Here is a 23,068-nt window from a genome sequence, read left to right on the forward strand (position 1 = left end):
TGGGATGGGAGTGGCGGCGATTGAAGCACCGCCGCCAAACCCCCTGCACGCGCGCGGCTGTGCGCCGCCGTGGTATCCCGCTCCAGCGCCAGGAGCAGCCGGTTGCCGTCAGCGCCGGTCGGTGCCGCGTGGCTGCTGCTGCGGCTCGGGCTCGAGGGTGGCCGGCGTGGTGTCGATGGCGTCGCGCAGGTGGCCGTTGTTGTCGTGGTGCACCAGCAGCTGGCGCGTGCGCTGCCAGGTGGACAAGCGCGCGGGCGGCACCTCGATGTAGGTGGCCAGCGCGGACAGGGACGACTTTTCCTTCTCGGGGCGGGCCTCGCGACGGTGCTGGCGGCGGCGCCACGGCGCCATCATCAGCATCGACACCAGGATCGCGCAGATCACCAGGCCGTACAGGCTCAGCAGGTGCAGCACCTCGGGCTGCGAGCGCGCGCCCAGCACGTAGGGCCATGCGTACCAGACCGCCCAGAACCAGATCGCGATGGTGATGGCGGGGCGCAGCAGCCGCAGCCACAGGTACATGGCCAGCGCGCGCTGCGGCGAGCGGCCGCTGCCGAAGGCGCGCAGCGGTATGCGCGCGGCGTCGATGATCGGCTCGTCCACCGCGGGCTGCCCCCAGGAGCGACGGCGGCTCGGCGGTGCGGCGTCGTCGTGCGCGTCGGGCGGGTAGCTGGAGGGGAAGACGGACTCATGGGACATCGGAAACTCCTCGGTCGGGGCTTGTCCACACCGCGCGTTTGCCCCGGCGGCGTATCAGGGCTTTGGGAAAGGCGATGACGGTGGTGGCCATCGTGATGGTCCAGAAGGCGATCGGATACCAGATCGTTCCGGCGAAATAGCGCATCAGGTCGCGGTCGTAGCGGCGGTCGATCCACAGGCTCAGCAGCATCTGCAGGATGCAGGTCATGGCCAGCAGCGTTCCCTGCCAGTGCGGCAGCAGCGCCGAGTGCCACGACGAGTCGTACGGCAGGAAGGGCCGCACCAGGCTGATGATGAGCACCAGGGCCATGGCGTAGGCCCAGAAGATGCTCGTCATGTACTCGAAGTACACGGGCCACATGCGCCAGTGGCGCGGCCGCAGGATGTGCGAGGTGCAGCGCAGCATGGTCTGGATGCCGCCGATGGCCCAGCGCAGGCGCTGCTTCCAGAGACCGCGCAAGGTCTCGGGCATCAATATCCAGCACAGCGCGCGCGGCTCGAAGCGCAGTTGCCAGCCGGCGATCTGCAGCTTCCAGCTCATGTCGATGTCCTCGGTGAGCACGTCGGGGCTCCAGAAGCCCACGTCGATCACCGCGCGGCGGCGGAACATGGCGATCACGCCCGACACCGTGAACAGCGTGCCCACCAGCTGCTGCGAGCGCTTGATGAGGCCGATGATCGAGGAGAACTCGCCCACCTGCATGCGCCCGAGCAGCGTGGTGCGGGTGCGGATGCGCGGATTGCCGGTGACCGCGCCGATGCGCTCCGAAGCCAGCATCGGCAGCAGCATCCAGGCGATGGCGTCCTCGTCGATCAGCGCGTCGCCGTCGATGCCCAGGATGTACTCGCCGCGCGCGAGCTGGCAGGCGGTGTTCAGGCCGACGGCCTTGCCCTGGTTGCTCGCGTTGTGGATCACGCGCAGGCGGCCGTACTCCTGCGTCATCTGGTCGAGCAGCTCGCCGGTGCCGTCGGTGCTGCCGTCGTTCACCGCGATGACCTCGCAGTAGGGGTAGCGCGTGCGCATGAGCTGCTCGATCACCTCGCGCAGGTGCGGCGCCTCGTTGAAGCAGGGAACCACCACCGTGACCAGCGGGCGCGAGGGCAGCAGCTCCAACGGATTGACGTCGACGTCGCGCTTGCGTTCGAACACCATCGCATGCGAGAGGCCGCCTGCCATCCACACGTAGGCCATGAAGAACGGGTAGTAGAAGACGAAGCCGAACAGCAGCGAGGGCAGCGTCTGCGCGAGGAACTGGGTGGTGGGGCTCATTGCGAACGTTCCTTCGGCGTGGTCTGCGCTGGTACCTGGGCGTTGGAGGTCGCGCGCAGAGCCCGCGGCAGCAGCGTGCGCACAGAGATCGCGCGGCGCACGGTCTCCAGCGAAGGCTGGTCGTTGAGGAAGTCGTCGGGGTAGTAGCCAAGGTGGCGCACGCCGGAGCGCTGCAGCAGCGTCCACTGCCGCGAGAGCTCGGCGTCGGGCACGGGCTTGCCTGTGCGCCAGTCGCGCGCCTGCAGCTCGAACACCGTGCCGTCGAGGCCGCGCGGCGTGTCGGCGGCGCGCCTGGCCAGGCGCGCGAGCCAGCCGTCGGCGTCGGTCTCGCGTTCCATGCGCGGCATCGCCATCAGTGCGACGTAGTCGTAAGCGGCGAGCGAGGCTTCGTAGTTCTGCGCGAACCACTGCTCGGCCTGGGGCTCGAGCACCGGCCGGGCGTAGAGGTTGCGCGCGGTTTCCAGCGCGGGCCGCCAGGCGCCGGTGCGCGCGGCGAGTTCCTGCGTGAACTCGATCAGGTGGCGTGTCTTGGCAGCGGTCCAGCGCGCCGTCAGCTCCGGGTTCGCGCGGATCGCCGCCAGGTCGGGCGGCAGGCCCCATTTCGCATACGTGGCGAGCGCCGCGGGGCTCGCGTCCTCGTCGTCGGAGAGCATCGCGTCGTCGTGGAACAGCAGGCCCTCGAAGAAGGCGTGGCGGCCCAGGTCCTCGTAGATGTCGCCGACCAGCGTGCGCACCGCGGGGTCGAAGGGGGTGAGGCGGTGGTAGCGGTCGGCGTGCACCGCGCCGTCCTGCGCCATCACCGTGTGCGTGGCGAGCGGGTTCGACGCCGGCAGCCTGAAGGCAGTCACAGGCATCCAGGCGTAGACCTTCACGCCGGCGCGGCTGCGCAGCTGCCAGGCCGCGCGGGCGAACAGGTCGGCGCGCACCGGCAGGTGGCGGTTGGGGAAGTACAGCGCGTCGGCCACGCCGTCGCCGTCGGGGTCGGCATAGGCCTGCAGGAACACCGCGCGCGGGCGGACGGTGGCCACGCGGTCGATCAGCATCGAGAGGTTGCGCTCCTGCTGGGCCGGGTCGGGGTCGTACACGTAGTCGAGGTCCACGTGCATCACGCGGTTGACCGGACGCACCTCGCCGCCCGCGGGGCTGCGCAGCATGCGGTCGAACGAGGGCGCCTCGTTGTCGTAGGCCGCCAGCGCGCGGCGGATGCGCGAGAGCGGCACGGCGGCCGAGTTCGGGCCGTCGTCGAGCGTGAAGGTGATGGGCATGCCCGCGCGCGCCGATGCCGCGAGCGTGGCCGCGTTGTAGGCACCGTAGGGCCACACCATCGCGCGCACCTTCGCTCCGGTGCGCTTCTCGATGAGCTCGCGGCTGCGGCGCAGGTCGGTCTCGATGCGCCGCACGTAGGCCTCGTCGTCCTCGTAGCGGCCGGTCTGCGGGTCGTAGCGGTGCGTGGCCGCGGCCGGCAGCAGGTTGCCCTGCGGATTGGCGACGATGCCGGTGTGCATGGCGTCGCTGTGGCTCGCGAATTCGACGAGGCCCGAGCGCGCCATCTCGGCGGCCTCGCTCCACAGCAGGAAGTTCTCGCGCGGTGCGGGCTTGTCGCCCCAGTGCACCTGCCGGCCTTCGGGCACTTCGAGCCAGCTCGTCACCAGCGCCATCACCGCCGGGTAGTTGTAGCGCCTGAGCAGCGGAAAGACCTTGGTGTAGGCGCTGCGGTAGCCGTCGTCGAAGGTCAGCAGCACCGGCCTGGGCGGCAGCGGCTTGCCGCCCGAGCGCGCGTCGACGATCTGCTGCAGGCTCACCGGGTGGTAGTCGTTGTACTGCAGCCAGGCGAGCACGCCGGCGAAGGTGTGCTCGTCCATGGCGGTCTCGTCGGGCGAGGTCTCGAAGCTCTCGCGCACGTTGGAGCGGATGTCGTGGAACGAGATCACGCGAAAGCCCAGGCCGTCGTCGGCGTCGGCGGCCGGCAGCGGCTGCGCGAGGGCCGGCAGCGAGAAGGCCAGCAGCATCAGCCACGGCAGCGCCGCGCGCAGGAAGGCGAGGGGAGTGTTCTTCTTTGTCGTTCGCATCACTGCAGGGGGGTGGAGAGGTTCAGGAAGACGCCGCGCTGTCGCTCGCGCACGCCGTCGTAGGGATGGCCGGAGACGAACGCGCCGTAGCGCAGCGTGAGCCGCGGCCCGAAGTTCCAGCGGTGCTCGTAGCGCAGGCTCCACATCGGGCCGCTGCCGAAGCCGGCCTGACGGTAGCTGCCGCCGGCGAGCTCGACGACCTGGAAGAACTGCCGGTCGTCGCGTTTCCAGTTGAGCCACTGCGCGCGTACGCCGAGCTGCACGCTGGAGTCGCTCGACGGATTGAAGTAGGGCGCCTCGACGGCGCGGCCGCGGCTCGCGCCGGCGCCGAGGCTGGTCTCCAGCTGGAAGGCCGGCGTGCTGATCCAGCGCTCGCGCCAGCTGGCGTCCAGGCCGTCGCGCCGATTGCCGTCGCTGAAGTCGAGCTGCTGCCACTTCAGGTCGAAGCGGCGCGACTCGTCGACCACGTAGCCCACGCTCGCGCCGAGCTCGTGCGCGCCGATGCCGGCCACGCGCGCCTTCCACGGCAGCTCCTTGCTGTCGCCGTCGTAGGTGGCCGACAGCCGCCACGCGTCGCCCGCGCGGTAGTCGAGCCGGCCGGCCACGCTGTTGCGGTAGGGCCCCGCGTTCGCGTGCTGCACGATGCCTTCGGCCAGCCAGCGTCCCTGCTGCCAGCCCAGGCCGAGGCCGCCGCGCGCCCAGTTCGCGTTGCCGATGTCGGTGCTTCCGCGGCCCAGCGACTGTTCGTAGAACACGCGCCAGCGGTCGTCGATGAGCCCCGAGCTGAGCCGGCTGTCGATGCGCCATTCGCGGCTGGCGATGGCCGCGCCGCCCGAGGAAGCCTCGGCGTCCACGTCGAGCCTCGGGCCGACGAGGGCGCGCCGCTTGCGCTCCATTTCGCGCACCTGCACCGAGTCGGGCAGGTCGGCCGCGAGCGATTCGGCGCGCCGGCGGGCCTCGGCGAACTCGTCCGCGTCGAGCAGTGCCTCGACATGGCCGATGCGCGCGCCGGTGTCGTAGGGGGAGTCGGCCGCCAGCGCCTCGTAGCGCGCCAGCGCGGCCTCGGGGTGTTCGCGCAGTCGCGCGGTGAGGGCTGCGCCCTGGGCATAGCCGGCGTTGAGCGGCGCTTCCCGCGTCAGCACCGAGAAGCTGCGCTGCGCGAGGGCGGGGCGGTCCGAGTAGAGCTGGACCAGGCCGCGCAGGCCGCTGACCTCGGTGTACTCGCCGTTCGGCCGGCCCGCTTCGGGCGCGAGGCGCATCTGCGCGGGCGTGGCGGCTTCCAGCCGGTCCAGCAGCGCTTCGGCGTCGGCGAAGCGGCCCACGTCCAGGTAGGCGTAGACCAGTCCGTAGTGAACCTCGTCGGGCATCGGCATGTCGGCGCCTCCCTTGGCCATGGCGGCTTCGTAGAGCGGAACGGCATCGATCGAGCGACGCTCCTGCGCGAACGCCCGGGCCGCTGCCTGCAGGCCGTAGGCGGGCAGCTCGGTGCCCGCGGCGCGCAGGGTGTCGTGGAGCGCGATGGCGTCGGCCGGCCGGCCGCGCTCGACCAGCGCCAGCAGGCGGTCGGACTGCAGCCGCACCCGCACCGTGCGCCACGCATCGGCGTCGCCGGGCTCTGCCTTCGGGGCGGCTGCGTCGACCCGGGCCAGCGCGGCTTCCTGGTCGGCCAGCACCCGGTCGAGCGCAACCACGCGCTCCGCGCCCAGGCGCTGGTCGCGCGCGCGGATCGCCCAGCGCAGCCGCTGCGCCAGCGCCTCCTGCTGCAGGGTGGAAAGCGCCAGCGGCGAGAAGCTGCTCGGCGTGGCGCGCTCCGCAGCCTCTGCGTTCTCGAAGGCGCTCGATGCGGCGCCGCTGGCCGCGAGCAGGAAATCGGCCTCGCGCCGGAGGTCGAGGCGCCCGGGCCACAGCGCGCCGGCCTCGGTGTAGGCGCCGAGCGCCTGCAGCAGGTCCTTGTCGGTGCGCGCCAGGGCGCCGCGCAGTTCCAGCAGCGCGACGCGATCGTCGACTCGCGTGGGCGCGGGCTGCGACAGCGCGCGGTACAGCGCCTTTGCGCCGGCGATGTCGCCGCTCTCGATGCGCCACCAGGCTTCGTGGACGCGCGGCTCGCGGGCATCGGGCTGCCGTGCACGCCACACGCCGACGACTTCGCCCTGCAGGCCGGAATCGCGGGCGCGCCGCGCGGCCAGCGCGAGAGGAGCCAGGGCGTAGTCGGCCAGCTTCGCAGGCGTCGCCTGGCGGCCTAGCGCGACGGCTTGGGCATACCGGCCGTCGGCGGAGGCGATCGCGACCGCATCGGAGGCCACGCGGCGGCGTGCGTCGTCGTCGAGCGGCGATGCGAGCCAGGCCGTCAGCTGGTTCAACGCCTCGGTCGCGTCGATGCGGCCTTCGCGGCGCGCGACGATCAGCGCGTCGTGCCGGCTCGCGTCATACGAGGACGCCGCGCTCTGCCCGACGGCCGGAGGCGAATTGGTGGGCGCCGGCTGCGCAAGCGCCGCCGGCGCAGCGAGGGCCAGCGTGCATGCCAGTGGCAGTGGGGGAATTCTTTGCGCGTTCCGCGCGATCAGACGAAGCAACGAACAGGCAAGCGCAGGTTTGCGCGCAGCCATGACCGTGCCTCCAGTTTTCTTCTGGATGAACACCTTGCTCCCTTGGAAATCCGAAATGCGATCCCGGGCAACCCATGACGCCGCCGCAAGGACCGGGGTTGCCGAGTGACAGAACGGCAGCCTCAGAACTCAAATTCTCAAATTTGGAATTACTCTAGACATCATTGTTAACAAGGGCAAACAAAAGACTGAGGATTCGGTTGTATGTGTGAACAGATTCGCGTTTTAGGCGCCTGCGCCGATCGCTTTTGTCGGACAGATGCCCAGGAGCCCGGTGTCCGCCCGACCCGGGCCCGGCCTAAGATCGCGTGATGAACGCTCCCCAGGCCCCATCGCCTTCGCCTTCGTCGCTTCCCCGTTTCTGGTCGGGGCTGACCACGCGCGATTTCGCGTCGCTCGATCCGGCGGCCACCGTCGCGGTGCTGCCGCTGGGCGCGACCGAGCAGCACGGCCCGCACCTGCCGCTGGCCGTCGACACGGTGCTGGCCGACGGCATCGTCGCCGCCTCGCTGCCGCTGCTGCCGGCCGCGCTGCCGGTGCTGTTTTTGCCGACCCAGCAGATCGGCCTGAGCCCCGAGCACGCGCGCTTCGCGGGCACGCTCACGCTGTCGGCCGAAACGCTGATCCGCGTGTGGAGCGAGATCGGCGCCGGCGTGGCGCGCGCGGGCGTGAAGAAGCTGGTGCTCTTCAATGCGCACGGCGGCCACGTGGGTGCGATGGACATCGTGGCGCGCGAGCTGCGCGCGGCGCACGGGCTCATCGTCTACAGCGTGAGCTGGTTCAACCTGCCGCTGGGCGATGCGGGCGCGCAGTTCAGCGCGCACGAGCACCGCTTCGGCGTGCACGCGGGCGAGATCGAGACTTCGATGATGCTGGCGCTGGCGCCGCAGCTGGTGCGCATGGACGAGGCGCGGAATTTCCCCTCCACCTCCGAGCAGCGCGCGGCCGGCTACGCGATCCTCGGCAACGGCAGGAGCGCCAAGCTCGGCTGGGCCATCGAGGACTACAACCCCCACGGCGCCGCCGGCAACGCGGCGGCCGCCACGGCCGGGCACGGCCAGGCGGTGATCGATGCTGCGGCGCGGCAGCTGGCGCTGCTGCTGGAAGAAGTGTCGCGGCTGCCGCTGGACACGGCCAACACCGGGCCGCTGCCCTGAGCCCGTTGCGCCGGCCCGCTTTAACGTTGAGCTAACGGTCGTGCGCTAACTTCCCGGCGCCTCAACCAAGCGAAGAACCAACGGGAGCCGGCGTGCGCGTGCTGCTTGTCGAAGACGACGAAATGATCGGGAACAGCCTGGTCCGCGGCCTCGAGAGATCGGGCTGGGCGGTGGACTGGGTGCGCGACGGCCTGCTCGCGCGCAGCGCGCTGGCCGATGGCGACTACACCTGCGTGCTCCTCGACCTGGGCCTGCCCGGGCTCGACGGCGTCGAGGTGCTGCGCCACGCGCGCGGCCTCGGCAACGACACGCCGATCCTGATTCTCACGGCGCGCGACGGCCTCGGGCAGCGGGTGGAAGGGCTCGACCTCGGCGCAGACGACTACCTGCTCAAGCCCTTCGAGCTGCCCGAACTGCTGGCGCGCATGCGCGCGGTGGTGCGCAGGCGCCATGGCGCCTCCAACTCGATCATCGGCAGCGGCAGCGTGCAGCTCGACCTCACCACCCGCGAGGTGCTCTACCGCGGCATGCGCGAGACCCTCACGGCCCGCGAGTTCGCGCTGATGCACGCCATGCTCGAGCGCCCCGGCGCCATCCTGTCGCGCGAGCAGCTCGAGAACCGCATCTACGGCTGGGGCGAGGAGGTGATGAGCAACGCGGTCGACGTGATCATCCACAACATGCGGCGCAAGCTGGGTGCCGACACCATCCGCAACGTGCGCGGCCTGGGCTGGCGCGTGGTGGATTCCCAGTGAGTTCCGCGATGACCGCCGCCACGACCGCCGCGCCGGGCCGCCCCTGGTATTCGCCGGGCTCGCTGCGTGCCAAGCTGCTGCTCTGGCTGGTGCTGGTGCACCTGCTGGCCGCGGTGGGCGTGGCCTGGTTCACCTACGCCAGCTACGACCGGCTCATCGTCACCTCCAAGGACGACCAGATGCAGACGCTGGCCGAGTCCTATGCCGGCAACGCGAACGTGCCCGAGCTCAGGCCGACCGACCAGCGCAGCATCTTCGAGCGCGGCGCCTTCGTCATCCAGGTCTGGAACGGGCGCGGCGAGCTCCTGGCCAGCTCCTGGCCGGAGCTGGCCATGGCGCGCCAGCCCACGGAGGGCATGAGCACCGTGCGCATGGCCTCCGGCGACGAGGACGAGGTGTGGCGCGTGTACTCCACCGGGCCGGCGGCCGACGCCGACCGCTTCCAGGTGCAGGTGATCCAGAACGGCGGCTTCGTGCGCCGGCTGGTGACCAAGCGCGCGCTGTCGCTCACCGCGCCCATCGCGCTGCTGCTGCCGATGTCGCTGGCCGTGCTGTGGCTCGTGGTGTGGACCTCGTCGCGCAAGCTGCGCAGCGTGGCGCTCGACGTGGCCGCGCAGGACGAGCGCAGCCTGTCCGAACTCTCCGTGTCGGGCGTGCCCGCCGAGATCGCCCCGCTGGTGGAGGCCTTCAACAGCCTGCTCGGCCGCCTGCGCCAGGCCTTCGCCGTGCAGCGCCGCTTCGTGCAGGACGCCGCGCACGAGCTGCGCACGCCGATCGCCGCCATCGGCCTGCAGCTGGACAACATGCGCGCCGAGGTGCCGGCCGAGGTCATCGACGAGCACTACGTGCACCTCAAGGGCGGCGTGACGCGCGCCCAGCACCTGATCGAGCAGCTGCTGCGCCTGTCGCGCCAGGAAAGCAGCACCGAGCCCGAGGCGCCGGTGCAGCTCGACGTGGCCTCCGTGCTGCGCGACAGCGTGGCCCAGCTGATGGTGATCGCCGACCGCCGCCGCATCGACGTCGGCTTCGAGGGCGGAGCCGTCGCCACCGTGACCGCGCCGCCGACCGAGCTGCGCAGCATCTTCGACAACCTGATCGACAACGCGCTGCGCCACTCGCCCGAGGGCGGCGTGGTCGACGTGCGCCTGCACGAGGTGGAAGGGCGGCCGGTGGTCGACGTGGTTGACAACGGCCCCGGCATCCCGCCCGCGCTGATCGACCGCGCCTTCGACCGCTTCTTCCGCGTGCCGGGCACCGCCGCCGAGGGCAGCGGCCTGGGCCTCGCCATCGCGCGCATGGCCGCGCAGCGCAACGGCCTGCGCATCGTGCTGGCCAACCGCCACGACTCGCAGGGCCGGCAGGCCGGGCTGCAGGCGCGCGTGCATCTGATGGGCGATCCGTCGGTGGGCGGCGCGGCGGCTTAACGCTCGGGTAACTCTCGCTTAAAGGTCGCATAAAGCGGCCTTCCTACAGTGACTCCAGCCGCGAAAGCGGCCGCGCCGAACGAAAGGCGCCAGCCAACCCAGCTTCAAAGAGGAGTTCACATGCGAAAGACCTTCGGCCTCCTGGCCATCCTTGCCCTGGCCGGTGCGGCCCATGCGGAAAGCTATGACGGCGTGCACCAGGGCCCCGGCCTGCTCGCGCGCGAAGACGTGGCGGCCCAGGCCGTGGCCGCGGCCCACGCCCCCGACCAGAACGTGACGCGCGGCTCGCGCGGCCCCGATCCCTTCACCTCCACCGTTTCGCGCGAAGCCATGCGCCAGGCTGCGGTGGAAGCGGCCCGCGCGCCCGACCAGAACGTGGTCGACGGCTCGCGCGTCAACAGCGTCGTGATCTCCACGACGCAACCGGTGCGCGCCGCCACTGGCGAGGCGCCGGCCACCCGTTTCTGACGCCTTCCTGGCGCGCCGCAGTCGCGTGATCCCCGATCGATGCCGCAGGCGCCAAAACGCTAGGAAGCGCCGCCGCCCAGCACGCCGGCGAACATGCCGGTGTCGACATTGCCGCCGCTCACGCAAATGCCCACCGTCTTGCCGCGCCAGCGTTCCTGCTGCTGGAGCGCGGCGGCCAGCGCGGCCGCGCCGGCGCCCTCGGCCACGTTGTGCGTGTCGCTGAAGAGGATGCGCATGGCCTGCGCGATCTCGTCGTCGGTGACGGTGACCACGTCGTCGGCCTCGCGCAGGATCACCTCCACCGACTCGGGCACCGGTACGCGGCAGGCCATGCCGTCGGCCAGCCGCGTGGTGACGGGCGACTCGACCGGCTTGCCGGCGCGGAAGGAATCGCGGTACGCGGTGGCATGCGCCGACACCACGCCGATGAGCTTCGTCGACACGCCGCAGTACGCGCGCGCCGCTGCCGCCGCGGCAAAGCCGGAGCCCAGGCCGATGGGCACGAACAGCACGTCGGGCGGCGTGCCGTCCTTCAGTGCGTCGAAGAACTCGACGTAGGCCGTCGACACGCCGCGCACCAGCTCGCGATGGAACGAGGGCACGCGGTGCAGGCCGTCGCGCTCGGCCAGCGCGGCTGCGTGCTCGGAGGCCGCCTGGAAGTCGTCGCCGTGCTCGACGAGCGTGACGCCGAGCGCGCGCATCGCGGCGTTCTTCTCGGTCGAATTGCCGTGCGGCACGACGATGGTCGCGGCCAGCCCGTGGCGGCGCGTGGCGAAGCCGACCGACTGGCCGTGGTTGCCGCGCGTGGCGCTGATGGCGTGGCGCACGCCGGGCTGCTCGCGCGCCAGGGTCTCGAAGTAGGTCAGGCCCCCGCGGATCTTGAAGGCGCCGGCCGGCGTGTGGTTCTCGTGCTTGGCCCACACGGTGGCGCCCAGGCGCTGCGACAGCAGGGGCCAGGCGTACTGCGGCGTGGGTGGCATGGCCGCGTGCACGGTGCGCTGCGCGGCTTCGATCTCTTCGCGGGTGAACTTCATCGGATGTCTCTCTCTTCTTGTCTTACTTGCGTTCGGTCAGCGCCACGCGCACGGCCAGTGCCGCGAGCACGCTGCCCATGACGTAGCGCTGCGCGCGCAGCCAACCCGCGCTCTGCGAGAGCACGGCCGTGATGCTCGCGGCCCCGACGATCATCACGGTGTTGACCACCGCGCTGGCCGTCATCTGCGCGATGCCCAGCTGCATGCTCTGCAGCAGCACCGAGCCGCGCTCGGGGTGGATGAACTGCGGGAAGAACGAGAGATAGAACATCGCCACCTTCGGGTTCAGCAGGTTCGTGAGAAAGCCCATGCGGAACAGCTTGCCCGGCGGATCGGCCGGCAGCGCGCGTGCCTCGAAGGGCGCGCTGCCGCCGGGCTTCACTGCCTGCCAGGCGAGCCACATCAGGTAGGCCGCGCCGGCGATGCGGATCGCGTCGAAGGCGATCGGCACGGCCAGCAGCAGCGCGGTGAGGCCGAGCGCCGCGGCGAGCAGGTGCACCAGGAATGCGAGCAGCACGCCGCCCAGCGAGATCAGTCCGGCGCGGCGGCCCTGGATCAGCGTGCGCGAGACGCAATAGATCATGTTCGGCCCCGGCGTGAGCGCCAGCAGCAGCGAGGCGAGGGCGAACAGGGCGATTTCGGTGAGGCTGAGCATGGTCTTCTTCCGGTTCCGGGTGTCAGAGTCCCTGGGATTCGAGCGTGACGGTGCCGCGCGGCGTGCCGAGCACGGCGACGAGGTTGGGCGGGCCCGCCTCGATCTCCATGCCGGTCATGCCGATGGCGGAGAACGCGGCGGCCAGCGCCGGCGCGCGCGGGTGCACCGCGCGCAGCGAACGCAGCACGAGGCCCGATGCGGGCATGGAGTCGGTGGGATGCACCGCGCCCCACTGGATCAGCGTGGGCAACGTGCCGTAGAACAGCCGCTGGCCGTCGTCGCGCACCGTGATCTGCCATTCGAGCCGGCCGGCCGGCGTGTCGCGCGAGGCTTCGAGCAGCTGGCCTCGGTCGATGTGCGCGTGCTCCTCGCGTGCGAGTGCGCGGGTTGCCGCGTGCGCGTCGGGCACGCGGGCGGCGAAATGGATCAGCCTCGGGCCGTGCCTCGCGAGCCCGGCCTGCAGCGCGGCGTCGTCCAGGTCGAACCATCGGCGAGTTCTTGGGCGCGAGGGCTCCTTGCCAGGCTCGATCGCGATGATTTCGGCGTAGGCGGCAGGAAAGGCGTCGCCCGAGATGTTCAGCAGGCGGTTGTGCGTGCCCATCAGCGGATGCGAGCCGCCCGGCGCCGGGGTGACGCCGAGCGTCCTCTCGCACCAGGACACGCCCTCCGCGAGCGAGGTGGCGGCGATCACGAGATGGTCGAGCTGCGCGTGCATGGTGCGATGCCCTCCTTCAGGGTGTCAGAGCGTGACGCTGCCGTCCACGCAGGTCACGGCGTCGCCGCCGACCCAGATCCGGCCTTCGGCGTCGCGCTCGATGTAGACGCGGCCCGCGCGGCCCAGGCACTGGCCCTGCGCCGCGAGGTAGCGCTCGGGCATGTGGCCGTCGGCGATCAGCCATTCGGCCAGGCTGGCGTTGAGGCTGCCGGTGACCGGGTCTTCCTGCACGCCGATGGGCTCGGCGAAGGCGCGCACTTCCAGGTCGATGCGGGTGCCGTCCTCGTTCGGCACCGCGGGCCGGTTGCCGAAGGCGCGCGCCTCGCGGTTCGAGCGGCCGATGAGCAGCGAGGTGTCGTGCGCCGCGGGCACGCCCGCCACGCCGGCCTTCACGCCCAGTTCCTTCAGCGCGCGGTGGTCGGGCTGCAGCGCCAGCACGGCGTCGGCGTCGTTCACCAGCAGGCCGAACCAGACCGGGCCGTTGTCGAGCACCTGCGCCGCGATCACCTGCTGTGCCTTCAACCCCAGTGCGCCTGCCACCTTGGCAAGCAGGGCGGGGCTGGGCGCGCTGCGCTTGAGCGGCGGCGCGGCGAAGGCGAGACGACTGCCGTCGCGACGCAGCGGCACGAGGCCCGCGCCGCATTGCTGCACGACCATGCCGGCCGCCTTGGGCTTGCCGCCGGCCTGCAGCCAGGCATGGCAGCTGCCGATGGTCGGGTGGCCGGCAAAGGGCAGCTCGCCGCCGGGCGTGAAGATGCGCACGCGGTAGTCGGCGGCCGGGTCGGTGGGCGGCAGCAGGAAGGTCGTTTCAGACAGGTTGGTCCATTGCGCGAAGCGCTGCATGGCGGCGTCGTCGAGGTCCTGGCCGTCGATCACCACCGCGAGCGGGTTGCCGTAGTAGGCGGTGGCGGTGAAGACGTCGACTTGCTTGAAGGGGCGGGATTTCATCGGGTTCATTCGAGAGTGAGATCGAGCACGCCGCGCGTGCCCGGGCGGGAAAGCAGTTCCGAATACCAGCGCTCGACGTTCGGCCACACCGGCCGGCGGTATTCGGCGCCGGGCAGGCCGAACCAGCGGTGCGTTTCGCAGCCCACTGGAATGTCTGCCATGGTGAAGCGCTGGCCGGCCATGTAGGGCTGGCGCGCGAGGTGGGCGTCGAGCATCGCGAACAGCGCTTCGCTGGCGCGCACCGAGGCTTCGCTGAGCGCCGGCTGGCGCTCCGAGGGCGGCGTGCGCACCCACTGGATGAAGGCGTCGCGGCTCGCGCGGTTGAGCGTGGTCTGCTGCCAGTCCATCCAGCGCTCGGCATCGAAGCGCGCGGGCAGTTCGGCCGGATAGAGGTTGCCGTGCGAATGCTTCGCGCAGAGGTAGCGCACGATCACGTTCGATTCCCACAGCGTCACGCGCTCGGCGCCTTCGCCGTCGTCGATGGTGGGCACCATCGCGTTCGGATTGAGCGCGAGGTATTCGGGCGTCTGCACCACGCCGAACTTGCCGCCGGCCTCGGTGCGCTGGAAGTCGAGCCCGAGCTCCTGCGCGCACCACACCACCTTGCGGACGTTGATCGAGCTGATGCGGCCCCAGATGTTGAGCATGGTTTGGTTCTTTCTTTCCTTGGTTCTTCGGCGACTCAGGCCCGCATGATGCGCGCGGTGCCCGACACGCGGATCGAGCTGCCCGGCGCGGGCGAAATGTCGGCATGCAGGCGCGACAGCATGCCCATGTCCTCGCCCTGCACCACGTCGATGGCACCGCCGTGCGGCCAGTCGATGTCGCGCAGGTAGCCGGCCAGCGCGGCCGTTGCGGCGCCGGTGGCGGGGTCCTCGTACACGCCGCCGGACGCGAAGGGGTTGCGCGTGTGCAGTCGCTGCGCGGTTTCGGCGAAGACCAGCACGATGGTCGTGAGCCCGGCGCGGGCCATCAGCGCGCGGCCGGCTTCCAGCTCGTAGTGCATCGCCGACAGCGCCGCGCGGCTCGCCAGGGCCAGCACCAGATGGTCGGCGCCCGCATGGGCGACGGCCGGCGGGATGCGCGGGTCCAGGTCCTGCGGCGAATAGCCGAACAGGGCCCGCGCTTCGGACAGCAGCTCGGGCGATGCGGCGGCGCTGCGCGTGGGCGGCGACTGCAGCGCGGCCTCGACCACGCTGCCGTTGCGCCGGCCTTCCACGGTGATCCGTGCCTGGTTGAGCACGAGCGGGAACACGCCGTCGCCTTGCTGCATTGCCAGCGCGGCACCCAGCGCGATCGTCGCGTGGCCGCAGAAGGGCACTTCGGATTGCGGCGCGAAGTAGCGCACGCGCCAGCTGCCAGCATCATCGGCGGGAGCGGCGAACGCGGTTTCCGAAAAGCCGACTTCCGCGGCAACGCTCTGCATCTGCGCCGCGGGCGGCAGCGTATCGGCGATAACGACGCCGGCGGGGTTGCCGCCCGTCTCTCCATCAGAGAAGGCTGCGATCTTCAGGACATTCATGTGAAAGCCTCTTCAGCGGGGCGAGGGGCGGTCGAGGAGCAGCAGGCGCACGGCCAGCCCCAGCATCACGACCGCCAGCAGGCTGCTCTGGAAGCGCGCCGCGCCGGGGCGGCTGTGCAGCCAGCGCCCGATCTGGCCGCTGCACGCGCCCAGCAGCGTGTTGAAGGCCAGCGCCGCCATCGACAGCACCACGCCGAGTTGCACCAACTGCAGCGGCACGCTGCCGCGCGAAGGGTCGACGAACTGCGGCAGGAACACCATGAAGAACAGCAGCGCCTTCGGATTGACGAGGTTGTTCAGCAGCGCCATGCGCACGATGCGGCCGAAGCCGGCGGGCTGGGCCTGCGCATCCATGCGAAGGCCGCCGCTGCGCAGGGCCTGCACCGCGAGCCACACCAGGTACAGCGCGCCCGCATAGCGCAGCACGTCGAACGACGGCGGCCAGGCCGCCACCAGCGCGGTGACGCCGGTGGCGGCGAACAGCGTGTGCACGAGGTCGGCCGCCGAGATGCCGATGGCCGCCGCGAAACCGCCGCGCGGACCATGGGCCACGCCGTGCGAGAGCACGAAAGCCATGTTCGGGCCCGGCGACAGGAACAGCGCCAGTACCGCGAGCAGGAAGAGCGAGAGCGTCGCGAGGCCGATCAAGGAAGGCTCCCGGTTGGTTTCAGACCTGCGCCACGGCCGGCGTCCTGTCGCCGAGCAGCGCCAGCTCTTCGCGCAGCGTCTGTGCGAGCGCTGCGATGGCGGTGTCGATCTCATCGACGCTGGCCGTCACGAACGACAGGCGCAGCGTGCGCGGATCGCCTTCGCCGGCGTAGAAGGGCGCACCGGGCACGAAGGCCACGTTGCGCTCCACGGCCTTGGGCAGCAGCTTCACGGTGTCCACGCCCTCGGGCAGGCGCGCCCACAGGAACATGCCGCCCTTGGGAGCGTTGAACTTCACGTCCATGCCGGCCATCTCGCGCTTGAGCGCGGCGATCATCGCGTCGCGCTGGCGCTTGTAGAGGGCGCGGATGGTGGGCACGTGGGTGTCGAGGAACCTGTCCTTCATCACGGCCGAGACCATGCGCTGCGTGAAGATCGGCGTGTGCAGGTCGACGGCCTGCTTGGCCTGCAGCAGCTTCGGGTAGATGGACTTGGGCGCCACCAGGAAGCCCAGGCGCAGGCCGGGGGCCAGCACCTTCGAGAACGAGCCGAGGTAGATCACGCCCTCGGGGTTGCGCGCGGCCAGCGGCAGCGGAGGGGCTTCGTCGAACCAGAGTTCGCCGTAGGGGTTGTCTTCCACGATGGGCAGGCCGGCGGCGGCAGCGGCGGCCGAGACGGCGGCGCGGCGCTCTTCCGTCATGGTGCGGCCGGTGGGGTTCTGGAAGTTGGGCAGCAGGTAGATGAAGCGGGCGTCCTTCGCCTTGGCCACGAGGTCGTCGACGATCACGCCCTCGTCGTCGCTGGCCACGCCCACGGGGTGCGGTTCCATCGGGCCGAAGGCCTGCAGCGCGCCGAGGTAGGTGGGCGTTTCGACCAGCACCTTGCTGCCCGGATCGATCAGCACCTTGGCCACGAGGTCGAGGCCCTGCTGCGAGCCGGTGGTGATGAGCACCTGCGAGGCATCGACGTCCCACGGCAGCATGTCGGCCACCGCCTGGCGCAGCGGCGCGTAGCCTTCGCTGGCTGCGTACTGCAGCGCGGCCTGGCCGTCGTTGTGCAGCACCTCGGCGCAGGCGTCGGCGAAAGCCTGGATCGGGAAGGTCTTGGGCGAGGGCAGGCCGCCGGCCAGGCTGATGATGCCGGGGCGCTCGGTGACTTTGAGGATTTCACGCAGCACCGAGGGATTCATCTTGGCGGCGCGGGCGGCGAGTTTCCAGTTCATGGCTTTCTTCTTTCAGGCGGTGAGGTGATGTTCGGATGAATAGAGGGTACAGGCGGGGCGGGATTCAGTCCGCCCGGATGTCGCCACGGTATGCGACATGGATTTTGTTGCCGTCCGGGTCGCGCAGGTAGGCGCCGTAATAGCCATGGCCGTAGCGTGGGCGGGGGCCCGGCGCGCCTTCGTCGCGGCCGCCGTGGCGCAGGGCCGCCTCGTGGGCGGCATTCACGGCAACGGCCGAGGCCGCGCGGAACGCGACCATGCTGCCGTTGCCGGCGCCGGCGGGTTCGCCGTCCAGCGGGATGTACACATAGAAGCGCGGCAGCGCCTGCCCGGGCGCGACCCAGCAGGCCGCCTCGGGGCCGCCGTCTGGCGCGACCGGGCGGCGCTCGAGACCCAGCGGGGCGAGCAGCGCGTCGTAGAAGGCGGCGGCGCGCGGCAGGTCGGTGCAGCCGACGGTGACGTGGCTGAACATCACCGGCTCCTTCCGGGGCCGACCGCTGCGGCCGGCAGCGGGGCCGCGGCCGGCGCGGCAGGCGGCTGCGAGAGGCGCTTGCCGATGACCACCGTGGCCACCACGGCCACGGCGAAGCCCAGCGTCACCACGTCGAGCGGCTCGCCCAGGATCGGGATCGACGCCAGGATCGACAGGAAAGGCTGCAGCAGCTGCGTCTGGCTCACGCGCAGCGCGCCGCCCAGGGCCAGGCCGCGGTACCAGGCGAAGAAGCCGATCCACATCGAGAACATGCCGACGTAGACGAAGCCCAGCCACGACGCGGTGGCCACGGGCTGCGTCGGCCACAGCGCGAGCGTGGCCGGCAGCGTGACCGGCAGCGCCATCACGCACACCCAGCAGATCACGCGCTCGGCGCCCAGCGAGGGCGTGACCTGCGCACCGTAGATGTAGCCCAGCGAAGCGGCGATGACTGCGCCGACCAGCAGCAGGTCGGCCCATTCGAAGCCGAAGCCGTGTCCGCTCTGGCTCGCGCGCAGCACCGAGAACACCACCACCAGCAGGCTGCCCGCGATGGCGCAGAGCCAGAAACCCAGCCGCGCGCGCTGGTGCAGCACCCAGGCCGCGACGGCGGCCGTGACCAGCGGCAGCAGCGCAGTCACCACCGCCGCATGGCTGGCCGTGACCACGCGCAGCGCGTACGCCAGCAGCAGCGGGAACCCGATGGCATTGCCCAGCACAGCCATGCCCAGCGGCTTCCACTGGTGCGGAGCAGGGCGCGGCGAGCGCGTGACCAAGAGGAAGACGGCCGACAGCACGCCCGCCAGCGCCGCGCGGCCCAGGGTGACGAACCACGGCGACAGCTGCGGTGCATCCTGCGAGCCGGTGGCCAGGCGCGTCATCGGCAGCGTGACGGCGAACATCGCCACGCCGAGGACGCCCAGCCACATGCCGAGCGTTTCGTCCTTCACGTCGAGCTTCATACGCCCACCATCCACCAGGCGGTGAGTACGAGCACGAGGCCCATTGCGCGGTTGAACCACAGCAGCCGGGAGCCCTTGGCGAGCCACTCGCGCAGCAGCGCACCGACCAGCGCATAGGCGAAGTTGCTGGCGAAGGCATAGGTCAGCATCACCGGCGCCACGATCGCGAAGCGGTGCAGCGCGTCGGGCTGCCCGGCGATCCAGCCGGCCACCAGCGTGAGCGCCAGCAGCCAGGCCTTGATGTTGACGAACTGCAGCATCACGCCCTGGCCGAAGCCGACCGAGAGGCTCTTGCCGTCGGCCCTGCCGAGCGTGGCGCTGCCGCTGAGCTTGTAGGCCAGCCACAGCAGGTAGCCGATGCCCAGCGCCTTGATGGCCAGCCGCAGCGACGGCACCGCCACCACCAGCGCGCCGATGCCGGCGGCGCAAAGCGCCAGCAGCAGCGTCCAGCCGACCGGCACCGCGACCACGAAGCGCATGGCGCGCGGCAGGCCGCCGTTGGCCGCCAGGGCGGTGGAGAGCGTGGTGTTGGGGCCGGGCGAGAAGCTCATCGCCGTGGCCAGCACCAGCAGCGCGGTGAATTCTTGCCAGTTCATGACACACACTCTAAACTTGAGACCATTACAGTTCCAGTACAGATGATCGAACAATCACCCAATCTGTATTGGTCATCCGTTCGACACAGAAGCCAGGGAAACCGGCACAGCCCGGACGACGAATGCTCACTCGCACCTCCACACAGTCGCTGACCGGGCAGCTGGCCGATCGCCTGGCAGAGCGCATCCGCACGCGGCTGCTGCCGCCCGGCGCGCGCCTGCCCTCGGTGCGTGAATGCGCGCGGCAGCAGGGCGTGAGCCCGTACACGGTGGTCGCCGCCTACGACCAGTTGCTGGCGCAGGGGCTGGTCGAGGCCCGGCGCCAGCGCGGCTTCTATGTGCGGGACTCGGCGCCGGTACAGGACGGCCGCCAGGGCAACGGCGCGGACGCCAACGGCGCGAGCGGCATGCCGGCGGCGATCGCGGTGCAGATGATGGCCTCTCGCGTGCCGGCGGATGCCAGTTCGCTCATCCGCAGCATGTTCCACCGCCCCAGCGACAAGCCGCAGCCGGGCATGGGCGTGTTTCCGCCCGACTGGATGGCGTCGACCTTCATGCCTACCGCCGTGCGGCGCATGACCAATACAGCCGCGCTGCAGGAGCTGTCGCTCCAGTACGGCGAGCCGGCCGGCGACATGAGCCTGCGGCGCAGCCTGTCGCAGAAGCTGGTGGGCATCAACGTGCCGGCCTCGCCGGACCAGATCGTGACCACCGTCGGCGCCACGCACGCGCTGGACATCGTGAGCCGCACGCTGCTGCGGGCGGGCGATCCGGTGATGGTCGAGGAGCCGGGCTGGGCGCTCGAGTTCGCCCGGCTGGAGGCGCTGGGCATGCGCATCCTGCCCGTGCCGCGCCGCGCCGACGGGCCCGACCTGGAGGTGATGGCGCAGTACTGCAAGCTGCACAGCCCCAAGCTCTTCGTCAGCGTGAGCGTGCTGCACAACCCCACGGGCTACAGCCTCACGCCGGGCAGCGCGCACCGCGTGCTCAAGCTGGCCAACGAGCACGACTTCCACATCGTCGAGGACGACACCTACAGCCACCTCGCGCCCGAGCACGCCACGCGGCTGAGCGCGCTCGACGGGCTGCAGCGCACCATCTACGTCAGCGGCTTCGCGAAGATCCTGGCGCCCAACTGGCGCATCGGCTTCCTGGCGGCGCCGCCCGCGCTGAAGGAGCGGCTGCTCGAGACCAAGCTGCTGGCCACGCTGACCTCGCCCACGCTGTTCGAGCGGGCCTTGTCGTGGTGCATCGACCAGGGGCAGCTGCGCCGGCACTCCGAGCGCGTACGCATCCGGCTCGACGGGGCGCGGGGGCGGGCGGTGAAGCTGGCCATGGCGCACGGCTGCACCTTCGCCTCGGAGCCGGCGGGGCTCTTCGGCTGGGTCGACACCGGCGTGGACACCGACGCGCTCACCCAGCGCATGCTCGACCAGGGCTACCTGCTGGCGCCGGGCTCGCTCTTCCACGCGCGCCGGCCGCCCAGCACGATGATGCGCATCAACTTCGCGACCTCCCAGGACGCGGCCTTCTGGAAGGTGTTCAGCAAGGTGCGAAGCGAGCTCTGACCCGGCTCGCCCCCAGGCTTCGCGTGCCTGGCGAGCGCAATGCCGGCGGCGCGGCAATGCCGGTTTCGCGATGCTCCGCGAAGGGGCAAATCCTCGTTGGGAAAAGGCGGCACGGAGGGTCAAACGCCGGAGGCTTGGAGTAAGCTGGCAGCACAAGAAAACCCATACCCAGCACCCAGGAGACCTCCCGCATGAGCAACGCCAGCAAGCCCTTCGACTTCAGCCAGTTCGTTCCCGGTTTCGACTTCCTGAAGAACCTCGCCGGCGGCGCGGCGGCGGGGAACGGGTCGATTCCCGGCATCGCGAGCTGGGTGGCTCCCACGCTGAGCGTGGAGGAGGTCGACAAGCGCATCCAGGAACTCAAGACGGTGCAGTACTGGCTCGAGCAGAACGGGCACGCACTCAAGGCCACCATCCAGGCGCTCGAGGTGCAGAAGATGACGCTTTCGACGCTGCGCGGCATGAACGTGCGGATGGAAGACATCGCCAGCGCGTTCACCAGGCAGGCGGCCGCGATGGCGCCTGCGCCGGCACCTGCGGCGGCAGCGGCCCCTGAGCCCGAACTCGAGGAGATCGAGGAAGAGGGCGAGGCGCCTGAAGAAGAAGCCCCGGCCCCCAGCAAGCCGCGCCGCAAGCCGGCCGCGGCCAAGGCGAAGGCCGGGTCGGCCGACGGCGCAGGCGTGGTCGATCCGATGCAATGGTGGGGCTCGCTCACCGAACAGTTCCAGCAGATCGCCAGCACGGCGCTGCAGGACGCGGCCCAGCTGAAGGTGCCGGCCATGGCCCAGCCGCTGGCCGACGCGGTCGGCTCGGTCATCGGCAAGCCGGCGGCCCGCAAGCCCGCCGCCGCTGCGAAGAAGGCCGCGGCACCGGCCGCGAAGAAAAGGACGTCGACCGCCGCGCGCAAGCGAACCTCCGCGCGACGCTGACGTCATACACACATCCATTTCTTGAAGAACGGGTTGGCACGCATCATGAAGTTGTTTCCCTCCGGCCATGCCACCCATCCGCAATGGCGAATGGCGGCGGGCCTCGTGCTCGCCCAGCTGCGGGCGCAGATGGCGCTGCCCGACTACGCCTCGTCGCCGACGCTGGGCCTGCTCTACATCACCGACCACTACGCCAGCGACGCGCAGGACATCCTCGACCACCTGAGCGCCGAGCTGCCCGAGGTGACCGACTGGTCGGGCACCGTCGGCATCGGAGTGTCGGCCAACAACGCCGAGTACTTCGACGAACCCGGCATGACCCTCATGCTCTGCGCCCTGCCGAGCGACCAGTACCGCGTGTTCTCCGGCGTCGCGCCGCTGGGCAACTCCGAAATGAGCGGCTTCGAGGCGCATACGGCGCTGGTGCACGCCGACCCGGCCACGCCCGACCTGGCCGAACTCATCGGCGAGATGGCCGGGCGGACCGACACGGGCTACCTGTTCGGCGGCCTGTCTTCCGGGCGCGGCGGCGCGCTGCAGTTCGCCATCGGCGGCAACGGCAACATCCGCGGACATGGCGCGGCGGGCGGAGTCTTCTCGGGCGGCCTGTCGGGCGTGGTGTTCGGCGAGGGCGTGCGGCTGGTGTCGCGCGTCACCCAGGGCTGCCAGCCGCTGCGCTCGGGCGCGGTGCGCGAACGCGAGATCACCGAGGCCGACGGCAACCTGCTGCTGAAGCTCGACGGCGAGCCGGCGCTCGACGTGCTGCTGGCCGATCTGCAGGTGTCGCTCGAACGGCCACAGGAGGCCATCGACGCCGTGCGCAACACCCTGGTCGGCCTGGCCGACGCAGGCGCCGACGGCATCCGCCGCACCGGCGACCTGGGCGCCGACGTGCTCGTGCGCCACATCATCGGACTCGACCCCACGCGGCGCGGCATCGCGATTGCCGACACGGCCGAAGCCGGCATGCGGCTCACCTTCTGCCGCCGCAACGCGCAGGCAGCGCGCGCCGACCTGATGCGCATCTGCGCGGAGATTCGCGAGGAGCTGGAGCCCGAGGAGCAGACGCTGGCCACCGCCCGCGCCGTGGCGGCTGGTGAGGCCGAGGCCGCGCCGCATCCGGCAAGGCGCATCGCGGGGGCCGTGTACGTGAGCTGCTCCGGCCGCGGTGGGCCGCACTTCGGCGCGCCGGGGGCGGAGCTGCAGATCGTGCGGCATGCGCTGGGTGATGTGCCGCTGGTCGGCTTCTTCGCCGCTGGTGAGATCGCGCGGCACCATCTGTATGGGTATACCGGGGTGTTGACGGTTTTCACCGCCAACGACTGATTCCAGACCCGACGCGAAAAAAC

At 70.9% G+C, this 23,068-nt stretch carries 22 protein-coding genes; 7 read left to right on the top strand and 15 right to left on the bottom strand.

Translation table 11 applies throughout. The features are described from left to right. Positions 1–108: 108 nt before the first annotated feature. Genes pgaD through pgaA form a run of 4 tightly spaced genes read right to left on the bottom strand, consistent with a single transcriptional unit; the run spans position 109 to position 6,644 of the window. Complete coding sequence (pgaD, locus tag EJP69_RS08180; protein ID WP_093207183.1) at positions 109–699, bottom strand: poly-beta-1,6-N-acetyl-D-glucosamine biosynthesis protein PgaD; 591 nt, start codon at positions 697–699, stop codon at positions 109–111. Next, a complete protein-coding gene (pgaC, locus tag EJP69_RS08185; RefSeq protein ID WP_093207186.1) occupies positions 689–1,969 on the bottom strand; it encodes a poly-beta-1,6-N-acetyl-D-glucosamine synthase in 1,281 nt (426 codons plus the stop codon). The genes pgaD and pgaC overlap by 11 nt, the downstream gene beginning before the upstream one ends. Beyond that, positions 1,966–4,038, bottom strand: a complete 2,073-nt coding sequence (gene pgaB / locus EJP69_RS08190; RefSeq protein WP_126469346.1) for a poly-beta-1,6-N-acetyl-D-glucosamine N-deacetylase PgaB — start codon at positions 4,036–4,038, stop codon at positions 1,966–1,968. Before pgaB ends, pgaC begins: the two co-directional genes overlap by 4 nt. Then, positions 4,038–6,644, bottom strand: coding sequence for a poly-beta-1,6 N-acetyl-D-glucosamine export porin PgaA (gene pgaA, locus EJP69_RS08195; protein WP_126469347.1), 2,607 nt, complete (start codon positions 6,642–6,644; stop codon positions 4,038–4,040). The genes pgaB and pgaA overlap by 1 nt, the downstream gene beginning before the upstream one ends. 311 nt (positions 6,645–6,955) lie before the next feature. Between pgaA and EJP69_RS08200 the strand changes: the two genes are divergently transcribed. From EJP69_RS08200 to EJP69_RS08215, 4 genes are all read left to right on the top strand, one after another. Further along, on the top strand, positions 6,956–7,801 hold the full coding sequence (locus EJP69_RS08200) for a creatininase family protein (protein WP_126469348.1): 846 nt from the start codon (positions 6,956–6,958) through the stop codon (positions 7,799–7,801). Positions 7,802–7,893: 92 nt separating this feature from the next. Further along, positions 7,894–8,556, top strand: a complete 663-nt coding sequence (locus EJP69_RS08205) for a response regulator (RefSeq protein WP_126469349.1) — start codon at positions 7,894–7,896, stop codon at positions 8,554–8,556. Positions 8,557–8,564: 8 nt separating this feature from the next. Next, positions 8,565–9,980, top strand: coding sequence for a sensor histidine kinase (locus EJP69_RS08210; RefSeq protein ID WP_126469350.1), 1,416 nt, complete (start codon positions 8,565–8,567; stop codon positions 9,978–9,980). Positions 9,981–10,100: 120 nt separating this feature from the next. Further along, a complete protein-coding gene (locus EJP69_RS08215; RefSeq protein WP_093207201.1) occupies positions 10,101–10,448 on the top strand; it encodes a hypothetical protein in 348 nt (115 codons plus the stop codon). Positions 10,449–10,507: 59 nt separating this feature from the next. Here the strand turns inward: EJP69_RS08215 and EJP69_RS08220 are convergent, their stop codons facing one another. The 11 genes from EJP69_RS08220 to EJP69_RS08270 all read right to left on the bottom strand — a co-directional run bounded on the left by EJP69_RS08220 (position 10,508) and on the right by EJP69_RS08270 (position 19,222). Beyond that, positions 10,508–11,482 (bottom strand): threonine dehydratase, encoded by a 975-nt coding sequence (locus tag EJP69_RS08220; protein ID WP_126469351.1) that lies wholly within the window; start codon positions 11,480–11,482, stop codon positions 10,508–10,510. A 22-nt stretch (positions 11,483–11,504) separates the two neighbouring features. Then, a complete protein-coding gene (locus EJP69_RS08225) occupies positions 11,505–12,137 on the bottom strand; it encodes a LysE family translocator (protein ID WP_093207206.1) in 633 nt (210 codons plus the stop codon). Between the two features lie 22 nt (positions 12,138–12,159). Beyond that, positions 12,160–12,852 (bottom strand): VOC family protein, encoded by a 693-nt coding sequence (locus EJP69_RS08230; protein ID WP_126469352.1) that lies wholly within the window; start codon positions 12,850–12,852, stop codon positions 12,160–12,162. Between the two features lie 24 nt (positions 12,853–12,876). Further along, complete coding sequence (locus EJP69_RS08235; RefSeq protein WP_176947376.1) at positions 12,877–13,800, bottom strand: PhzF family phenazine biosynthesis protein; 924 nt, start codon at positions 13,798–13,800, stop codon at positions 12,877–12,879. A gap of 5 nt (positions 13,801–13,805) precedes the next feature. Further along, complete coding sequence (locus EJP69_RS08240) at positions 13,806–14,447, bottom strand: glutathione S-transferase family protein (protein WP_126469353.1); 642 nt, start codon at positions 14,445–14,447, stop codon at positions 13,806–13,808. 35 nt (positions 14,448–14,482) lie between these two features. Continuing rightward, complete coding sequence (locus tag EJP69_RS08245; RefSeq protein WP_126469354.1) at positions 14,483–15,322, bottom strand: PhzF family phenazine biosynthesis protein; 840 nt, start codon at positions 15,320–15,322, stop codon at positions 14,483–14,485. A gap of 12 nt (positions 15,323–15,334) precedes the next feature. Next, positions 15,335–15,970: a LysE family translocator gene (locus EJP69_RS08250; RefSeq protein ID WP_126469355.1), complete on the bottom strand. Its 636-nt coding sequence runs from the start codon at positions 15,968–15,970 to the stop codon at positions 15,335–15,337. Between the two features lie 19 nt (positions 15,971–15,989). Continuing rightward, the gene (locus tag EJP69_RS08255) at positions 15,990–17,192 is read right to left on the bottom strand and encodes an aminotransferase-like domain-containing protein (RefSeq protein WP_126469356.1); all 1,203 of its coding nucleotides are present in this window, start codon (positions 17,190–17,192) and stop codon (positions 15,990–15,992) included. A gap of 64 nt (positions 17,193–17,256) precedes the next feature. Then, a complete protein-coding gene (locus EJP69_RS08260) occupies positions 17,257–17,664 on the bottom strand; it encodes a VOC family protein (protein WP_126469357.1) in 408 nt (135 codons plus the stop codon). Further along, a complete protein-coding gene (locus EJP69_RS08265; protein ID WP_093207225.1) occupies positions 17,664–18,626 on the bottom strand; it encodes a DMT family transporter in 963 nt (320 codons plus the stop codon). Before EJP69_RS08265 ends, EJP69_RS08260 begins: the two co-directional genes overlap by 1 nt. Next, on the bottom strand, positions 18,623–19,222 hold the full coding sequence (locus EJP69_RS08270; RefSeq protein WP_093207227.1) for a LysE family translocator: 600 nt from the start codon (positions 19,220–19,222) through the stop codon (positions 18,623–18,625). The genes EJP69_RS08265 and EJP69_RS08270 overlap by 4 nt, the downstream gene beginning before the upstream one ends. A 122-nt stretch (positions 19,223–19,344) precedes the next feature. Between EJP69_RS08270 and EJP69_RS08275 the strand changes: the two genes are divergently transcribed. From EJP69_RS08275 to EJP69_RS08285, 3 genes are all read left to right on the top strand, one after another. Further along, a complete protein-coding gene (locus tag EJP69_RS08275) occupies positions 19,345–20,790 on the top strand; it encodes an aminotransferase-like domain-containing protein (RefSeq protein ID WP_093207229.1) in 1,446 nt (481 codons plus the stop codon). A 191-nt stretch (positions 20,791–20,981) separates the two neighbouring features. After that, positions 20,982–21,719: a PhaM family polyhydroxyalkanoate granule multifunctional regulatory protein gene (locus EJP69_RS08280; RefSeq protein ID WP_126469358.1), complete on the top strand. Its 738-nt coding sequence runs from the start codon at positions 20,982–20,984 to the stop codon at positions 21,717–21,719. Between the two features lie 45 nt (positions 21,720–21,764). Next, positions 21,765–23,045 carry an FIST signal transduction protein gene (locus EJP69_RS08285; protein ID WP_093207469.1) on the top strand — a complete coding sequence of 427 codons (1,281 nt, stop codon included), beginning with the start codon at positions 21,765–21,767 and terminating at the stop codon, positions 23,043–23,045. Positions 23,046–23,068: the final 23 nt, after the last annotated feature.

This window comes from Variovorax gossypii (assembly GCF_003965815.1).
GTDB lineage: Bacteria > Pseudomonadota > Gammaproteobacteria > Burkholderiales > Burkholderiaceae_C > Variovorax > Variovorax gossypii.

What these genes read in the sequence shown, in the direction of transcription:
- EJP69_RS08245 (WP_126469354.1), bottom strand. Translation starts at nt 15,322, where the DNA reads ATGAATGTCCTGAAGATCGCAGCCTTCTCTGATGGAGAGACGGGCGGC.
- EJP69_RS08220 (WP_126469351.1), bottom strand. Translation starts at nt 11,482, where the DNA reads ATGAAGTTCACCCGCGAAGAGATCGAAGCCGCGCAGCGCACCGTGCAC.
- EJP69_RS08270 (WP_093207227.1), bottom strand. Translation starts at nt 19,222, where the DNA reads ATGAACTGGCAAGAATTCACCGCGCTGCTGGTGCTGGCCACGGCGATG.
- EJP69_RS08240 (WP_126469353.1), bottom strand. Translation starts at nt 14,447, where the DNA reads ATGCTCAACATCTGGGGCCGCATCAGCTCGATCAACGTCCGCAAGGTG.
- EJP69_RS08215 (WP_093207201.1), top strand. Translation starts at nt 10,101, where the DNA reads ATGCGAAAGACCTTCGGCCTCCTGGCCATCCTTGCCCTGGCCGGTGCG.
- EJP69_RS08260 (WP_126469357.1), bottom strand. Translation starts at nt 17,664, where the DNA reads ATGTTCAGCCACGTCACCGTCGGCTGCACCGACCTGCCGCGCGCCGCC.
- EJP69_RS08210 (WP_126469350.1), top strand. Translation starts at nt 8,565, where the DNA reads ATGACCGCCGCCACGACCGCCGCGCCGGGCCGCCCCTGGTATTCGCCG.
- EJP69_RS08275 (WP_093207229.1), top strand. Translation starts at nt 19,345, where the DNA reads ATGCTCACTCGCACCTCCACACAGTCGCTGACCGGGCAGCTGGCCGAT.
- pgaD (WP_093207183.1), bottom strand. Translation starts at nt 699, where the DNA reads ATGTCCCATGAGTCCGTCTTCCCCTCCAGCTACCCGCCCGACGCGCAC.
- EJP69_RS08265 (WP_093207225.1), bottom strand. Translation starts at nt 18,626, where the DNA reads ATGAAGCTCGACGTGAAGGACGAAACGCTCGGCATGTGGCTGGGCGTC.
- EJP69_RS08235 (WP_176947376.1), bottom strand. Translation starts at nt 13,800, where the DNA reads ATGAAATCCCGCCCCTTCAAGCAAGTCGACGTCTTCACCGCCACCGCC.
- EJP69_RS08255 (WP_126469356.1), bottom strand. Translation starts at nt 17,192, where the DNA reads ATGAACTGGAAACTCGCCGCCCGCGCCGCCAAGATGAATCCCTCGGTG.
- pgaB (WP_126469346.1), bottom strand. Translation starts at nt 4,038, where the DNA reads ATGCGAACGACAAAGAAGAACACTCCCCTCGCCTTCCTGCGCGCGGCG.
- pgaC (WP_093207186.1), bottom strand. Translation starts at nt 1,969, where the DNA reads ATGAGCCCCACCACCCAGTTCCTCGCGCAGACGCTGCCCTCGCTGCTG.
- EJP69_RS08225 (WP_093207206.1), bottom strand. Translation starts at nt 12,137, where the DNA reads ATGCTCAGCCTCACCGAAATCGCCCTGTTCGCCCTCGCCTCGCTGCTG.
- EJP69_RS08200 (WP_126469348.1), top strand. Translation starts at nt 6,956, where the DNA reads ATGAACGCTCCCCAGGCCCCATCGCCTTCGCCTTCGTCGCTTCCCCGT.
- EJP69_RS08280 (WP_126469358.1), top strand. Translation starts at nt 20,982, where the DNA reads ATGAGCAACGCCAGCAAGCCCTTCGACTTCAGCCAGTTCGTTCCCGGT.
- pgaA (WP_126469347.1), bottom strand. Translation starts at nt 6,644, where the DNA reads ATGGCTGCGCGCAAACCTGCGCTTGCCTGTTCGTTGCTTCGTCTGATC.
- EJP69_RS08230 (WP_126469352.1), bottom strand. Translation starts at nt 12,852, where the DNA reads ATGCACGCGCAGCTCGACCATCTCGTGATCGCCGCCACCTCGCTCGCG.
- EJP69_RS08285 (WP_093207469.1), top strand. Translation starts at nt 21,765, where the DNA reads ATGAAGTTGTTTCCCTCCGGCCATGCCACCCATCCGCAATGGCGAATG.